Origin of the sequence: Actinoplanes couchii (assembly GCF_016862075.1) — a bacterium.
In the GTDB taxonomy this organism is placed as follows: domain Bacteria; phylum Actinomycetota; class Actinomycetes; order Mycobacteriales; family Micromonosporaceae; genus Actinoplanes; species Actinoplanes couchii.
The window spans coordinates 1-4855 of sequence record NZ_BOMG01000079.1 but is presented as its reverse complement, the minus strand read 5'-3'; the positions used below and the strand labels follow the sequence as shown (position 1 = coordinate 4855).

The following is a 4855-nucleotide window of genomic DNA, read 5'->3' as shown; positions in this document are numbered from 1 at the left end:
GCCGCCCGCCGCCCGCCGCCCGCCGCCCGCCGCCCGCCGCCCGCCGATTTTCGTCGCCGGTGGCGCCCGCTCCCCATAGCCTGCGCCGTGTTGGAAACAGGTGCCGTGGTGGTGGACAGGAACAAGGTGTGAGGACAGTGAAACCTGATCGGGAGGCGCGTTTCCGGGCGCTCTTCGCCGAGACCTATCCCGAGGTACTGCGGTTCGCCCAGCGCCGCGTCCATCCCAGCCATGCCGAGGACGTGACCGCCGACGCGTTCCTGGTCGCCTGGCGCCGCCTCGACACCGCCCCCGACAAGACCGACGACATCCGCGCCTGGCTCTTCGGCATCACCCGCAACTGTCTGCTGAACACCCGGCGCGGCATCGGCAGGCAGGACGCGCTGGCCGTACGGATAGCCGAAACAGCCCCGCCACCCGCCAGCGGTGACCCGGAGGACGACGCCGCGGCCGCCCGCCTCGATCTGGCCACCGCGTGGCGCGCCCTGACCCCCGCCGAGCAGGAAACCCTGTCCCTCACCGTCTTCGACAACCTCACCTCCGGCCAGGCCGCGAGGGTCCTCGGCATCACCGCCACCTCGTACCGCCTGCGTCTGCTCCGGGCCCGCCGCTCCCTGCGCGCGGCCCTCGCAACTTCGCCTTCCAGCGCGGCCCTCGCGGCTTCGCCTTCCACAGCCGCGACCTCGACCGGATCCCTGGCCGGCCTCGGTATCGATCCCGCCAACCGGATGGAGTCCCGGCCATGAGCAACCGCAGCACCACGTCCCGCCACCGTCTCGACAGTGCCCTGAGCAGCCTCGACGCCGCCCAGCCGGTCACCGGAGCCCAGCGCCTCGCCGCGAACGCCGTCCTGGACCGGATCGTCACCACCGAACCCGACGCCACCGTTCGCCGCCCACGCCACCGCCGGATCCTGCTCGCCGCGGCGGCCGGGGTGGCAGCGGTCGGCGCGGCGGTCGCGCTGTGGCCCGGCGGTGGTGGGGTGGCGTACGCCTCCTGGACCCCCGTCCCGACCGCCCTGACCGAAACCGAACTCCAGCTGATCGGCCCGGAATGCCGCGACGCCCTGGACGACAGCCCGCACCTGGACATGGCCAGGGCGAACCTGGTCCTGTCCGAACGGCGCGGCGAATACGCGATGCTGCTGTACCGCACCGAGAACCCGGACATGGCCGGTTCCTGCCTGGTCCACAACGTACCCGGCAGCGACGACGTCGACGACGTGAAAGCGGGCGCGGCAGGCGGTTCCGGCCCGGCCCAGGTGGTGACCGGCGACCAGTTCACCCAGGGCGCGATCGCCGACTTCATCGACGCCTCGGTCACCGACGGCGCGGTGGGCGACGACGTGGCCGCGGTGACCATCCATGCCGGCGAGTTCACCGCGGAGGCCTCGGTGCACAACGGCCGCTACGTGGTGTGGTGGCCGGGCCAGGCCTTCGACCGCACGGCTCAGGGAGACCTGGATCTCATCATCACCTACGACCTGACCTTGAAGGACGGGACCGTCGTGACGAACGCCGAGCCGACGCTCCCCAGCTGATCGTCTCCGCTCCGGGCAGAATCCTTCAGCATCCAGCTGAAATGCCGACTTGTACGGCCATGGCTCGATTCGTGACTACCACTTATCCCGCAGTCAGCCCGCAGGAGCGGGTCGCCAGGACCTCGCCCGCACAGAACCGGATCATCTACCCGCCGACCGCACCGGACGACGCCGACCTGCCGGCCGAGCCCGCCCTGACCAGCCAGCCCGCCCTGCCCACCGCTCCCCCGCAGCAGCCCTGAGGAAGCCGCCGCAGGCCGCCGGATTGTGACCCCCGTCGCATCTGTCACAGGCCGGAGGGCCGTTCTGTCTAAAAGGACAAGCAACGGCCCACGGCTAAGGAGCCTGTCATGCAAGCTCGTCTCGATCTCTTCAACAACCCCGTCGCCGCTAAGATTCTGAAGCACTTCACCGCGGCCGGCGCCGCGGTGGGCGCTGCCGGACTGCCGCACTCGACGAGGGAGCTGGTGCTGTTGCGGGCCAGCCAGATCAACGGCTGCGGGTTCTGCGTCGACATGCACACCAAGGAGGCGGTGCACGCCGGCGAGACCGACCAGCGCCTGCACCTGGTGGCGGCCTGGCGGGAGGCGACGGTGTTCACCGACGCCGAGCGGGCGGCGCTGGAGCTGACCGAGCAGGGCACCCGGATCGCCGACGCGGCCGGTGGCGTCCCCGACGAGGTCTGGGAGAGGGCTGCCAAGCACTTCACCGAGGACCAGCTGGTCGCCCTGGTGGCGACGATCGCGACGATCAACGCGTTCAACCGGTTCAACGTGATCGTGCAGCAGCCCGCCGGGTGGTACCAGGTGGGTCAAAAGCTGTGACGATGCCGGACGAGACGGTGGCGGCCGGCTATCGGCCGCTGCTGTTCTCGATCGCCTACGGGATGACCGGTTCGGTCGGCGACGCCGAGGACATCGTGCAGGACGCGATGCTCGGCCTGGTCAAGGCACGGAGGTCGGGCACCGCCGTCGACAACGTGAAGGCATATCTGACGACGGCGGTGACCAGGCTCGGCATCAACCATCTGGGGTCGGCCCGGGTGCGCCGGGAGACCTATGTGGGTGCCTGGCTGCCCGAGCCGGTCGTGGTTCCGGCCGGTGAGCCGGGCCCGGCCGAGCACGCGGAGCTGGCCGATTCGCTGTCGATGGCGTTCCTGGTGATGCTGGAGTCGCTGTCGCCGGTGGAGCGGGCGGTGTTCATGCTGCGCGAGGTGTTCGGTTACGGCTATCCCGAGGTGGCGGCGCTGGTCGGCAGGTCGGAGGCGAACTGCCGGCAGATCTTCGCCCGCTCCCGGCAGCGGATCGGCACTGCCGGCTCCACGCCACGCACGCTGCCGGCCCGGCAGACGGAGGCGGCGGAGCTGGCCGACCGGTTCTTCGCCGCGGCGTCCGGCGGTGACATCGAGGCGTTGCTGGGTCTGCTGGCTCCCGACGTCGTGGTGATCGGCGACGGTGGCGGCAAGGTCCAGGCGTTCGCGACTCCACCAACCGGGCGGCTGCAGGTCGCGCGGCTGTTCGCCGGCCTGTTCCGCCGCTTCGAGAAAATCGGCGTGACCGTGCGCCCGGCCTGGGTGAACGGCCGCCCCGGCGCGCTCTTCCACGACCCGGAGGAGCGAGTGGTCGCGGTGATGTCCCTGGACCTCACCGACGGCGCCGTCCACACCGTCCGCTCGGTGGTAAACCCTGACAAGCTGGGCCACCTAGGCCCGGTTTCCGACATAGGCCTCAAACCCCAAGATCCATAACCCTTTTCTCGTACGCCGATCGAAAGCCCTGTCCCGTCCGCGCGGCCGCGTCCGCCCTCCAGACCGAAACGCGGCCGCCGGGCCGGATGCGTCCGTCACCGGCTACCACTCCCCGTTCCACGACAGGTCAGGCCGCACAGGCGCCCGGGGGCAGATCCGGTTCGCTCAGCTGAGCCATCGACTGGTTGACCTCGGTGAACGTGGCCAGTTGCTGATAGCGGGCGCCGACCACGACGTCGATCACGTCGGTGTTCCGTTCCGGGCTGTACCGCGGTTCCGCCGCGCCCAGGAAATGGGCCCGGATCCACTGGGCGGCGCCGACGGTCCGGGGCCCGTACCGGACGACAGCCACCTGGTCGTAGCTGATCGTGCTCTTGCCCGGGGCCTGCATCCGGAAGCCCCGTTCCCCGAACTCGGTGCTGACCCGATCGGCCAGCCCCGCAGTCCCGGTGCCGTTCAGCACCCGCAGTGTCACGTCGGCCGCGTCCTGGGGAAGGTCCGTGTTCACCAGGACGGCCCCCGGCGGGCAGCCCCGCCCGGCCGAGGCGTCGGCCTGACTGTCACGGGTCACGGCGACCACCACGACGACAGCCGCCGACACGACGAGGAGGCCGACAACAAGTTGCGCGCGCAGGCGCGTGAGTCTCATGTCCGACATGACGTCCGCGCGCCGGTGATCTGTGCAGCCCGAAGGGCCCGCGATGAGGCTTTCCACATTCCGGGCCCGGCAGGTAACCAAAGCACCCGCACCGGTGTGTTCCTCAGTGCAAACCCCAGGCCCTAACCGGTGAAGTAGTTCCAGAAGGCCACGGTGACTTCAGGGTCCACCGCGGTCATGGGCTCGGTCCCGAACTCGCGGTGCAGGTAGTCGAGAAGGTTCGCCCCGTAGACGATGACGTCGGTCTGATGAACGGACAGAACCGGATGGCCCGAGGTGCCCCGCCCGCCGGGCAGGAACCGGTGCCCGTAGACCGGAACCATCACCGGCACCCGAGCCAGATGGTCGCCGGCGGCTTCGAGAGCCGCCGCGGTCGACTCCGGCCGGGAGCCCCACGCCCGATACCAGAACCGATTGTGCTCGACGTCGAAGAGAACCCCGTCGACCGGCCGGCCGATCTGCGCCCGCAGCACCGCCGGGTCACCGTCCCGCCAGTCCGGCCAGCCACGCCCACCGACCGGCAGGCAGACCTCCAGAAAGGCCCGGTGATCATCCGAGAACTCAACCCCGAACGACTCCTCGACCCGCTCCAGTTCGGACGGGGCAAGCCCAGCCTGAACAGGCATCCGCCGGGCAAGCCGAAGCCCTGCTTCCGCCCCCAGCGCCGCCCCGGTGATCTCCGACATCGCCACAGACCAAGCCAGCCACAGCATCCCCAAGCCCCGCCGCCAACGACCACAACAGAGGGCAACAACCAGAAGACAACTCAGACGCCAAGCTCGCGCGAGGCGCGAGGCGCGAGGCGCGAGGCGCGAGGCGCGAGGCGCGAGCCGCGAGGCGCGAGGCGCGAGGCGCGAGCCGCGAGCCGCGAGCCGCGAGGCGCGAGCCGCGAGCCGCGAGCCGCGAGCCG

7 protein-coding genes are annotated in these 4855 nt (G+C 70.7%); 5 read left to right on the top strand and 2 right to left on the bottom strand.

The annotated features are described in order from the left end of the window. Positions 1-137 precede the first annotated feature (137 nt). The 5 genes from Aco03nite_RS31725 (at position 138) to sigJ (ending at position 3287) form a co-directional block, all read left to right on the top strand. Positions 138-746, top strand: a complete 609-nt coding sequence (locus Aco03nite_RS31725) for an RNA polymerase sigma factor (RefSeq protein WP_203801428.1) — start codon at positions 138-140, stop codon at positions 744-746. Further along, entirely contained in the window at positions 743-1540 is a 798-nt protein-coding gene (locus Aco03nite_RS31720; RefSeq protein ID WP_203801426.1) for a hypothetical protein, read from the top strand. Before Aco03nite_RS31725 ends, Aco03nite_RS31720 begins: the two co-directional genes overlap by 4 nt. 71 nt (positions 1541-1611) lie before the next feature. Continuing rightward, positions 1612-1782, top strand: coding sequence for a hypothetical protein (locus Aco03nite_RS31715; RefSeq protein WP_203801424.1), 171 nt, complete (start codon positions 1612-1614; stop codon positions 1780-1782). Between the two features lie 108 nt (positions 1783-1890). After that, positions 1891-2364, top strand: a complete 474-nt coding sequence (locus tag Aco03nite_RS31710) for a carboxymuconolactone decarboxylase family protein (RefSeq protein WP_203801422.1) — start codon at positions 1891-1893, stop codon at positions 2362-2364. Between the two features lie 2 nt (positions 2365-2366). Further along, a complete protein-coding gene (gene sigJ / locus Aco03nite_RS31705; protein WP_203801420.1) occupies positions 2367-3287 on the top strand; it encodes an RNA polymerase sigma factor SigJ in 921 nt (306 codons plus the stop codon). Positions 3288-3414: 127 nt separating this feature from the next. Here sigJ and Aco03nite_RS31700 read toward each other — a convergent pair whose 3' ends face one another. Beyond that, entirely contained in the window at positions 3415-3936 is a 522-nt protein-coding gene (locus Aco03nite_RS31700; protein ID WP_203801417.1) for a LytR C-terminal domain-containing protein, read from the bottom strand. A 131-nt stretch (positions 3937-4067) separates the two neighbouring features. Beyond that, positions 4068-4571 (bottom strand): hypothetical protein, encoded by a 504-nt coding sequence (locus tag Aco03nite_RS31695; RefSeq protein WP_203801415.1) that lies wholly within the window; start codon positions 4569-4571, stop codon positions 4068-4070. Positions 4572-4855 lie beyond the last annotated feature (284 nt).

Bases quoted from the DNA above. Each gene is read 5' to 3' on its own strand.
- sigJ (WP_203801420.1), top strand. From the start codon at position 2,367: ATGCCGGACGAGACGGTGGCGGCCGGCTATCGGCCGCTGCTGTTCTCG.
- Aco03nite_RS31695 (WP_203801415.1), bottom strand. From the start codon at position 4,571: ATGCCTGTTCAGGCTGGGCTTGCCCCGTCCGAACTGGAGCGGGTCGAG.
- Aco03nite_RS31720 (WP_203801426.1), top strand. From the start codon at position 743: ATGAGCAACCGCAGCACCACGTCCCGCCACCGTCTCGACAGTGCCCTG.
- Aco03nite_RS31710 (WP_203801422.1), top strand. From the start codon at position 1,891: ATGCAAGCTCGTCTCGATCTCTTCAACAACCCCGTCGCCGCTAAGATT.
- Aco03nite_RS31700 (WP_203801417.1), bottom strand. From the start codon at position 3,936: ATGAGACTCACGCGCCTGCGCGCGCAACTTGTTGTCGGCCTCCTCGTC.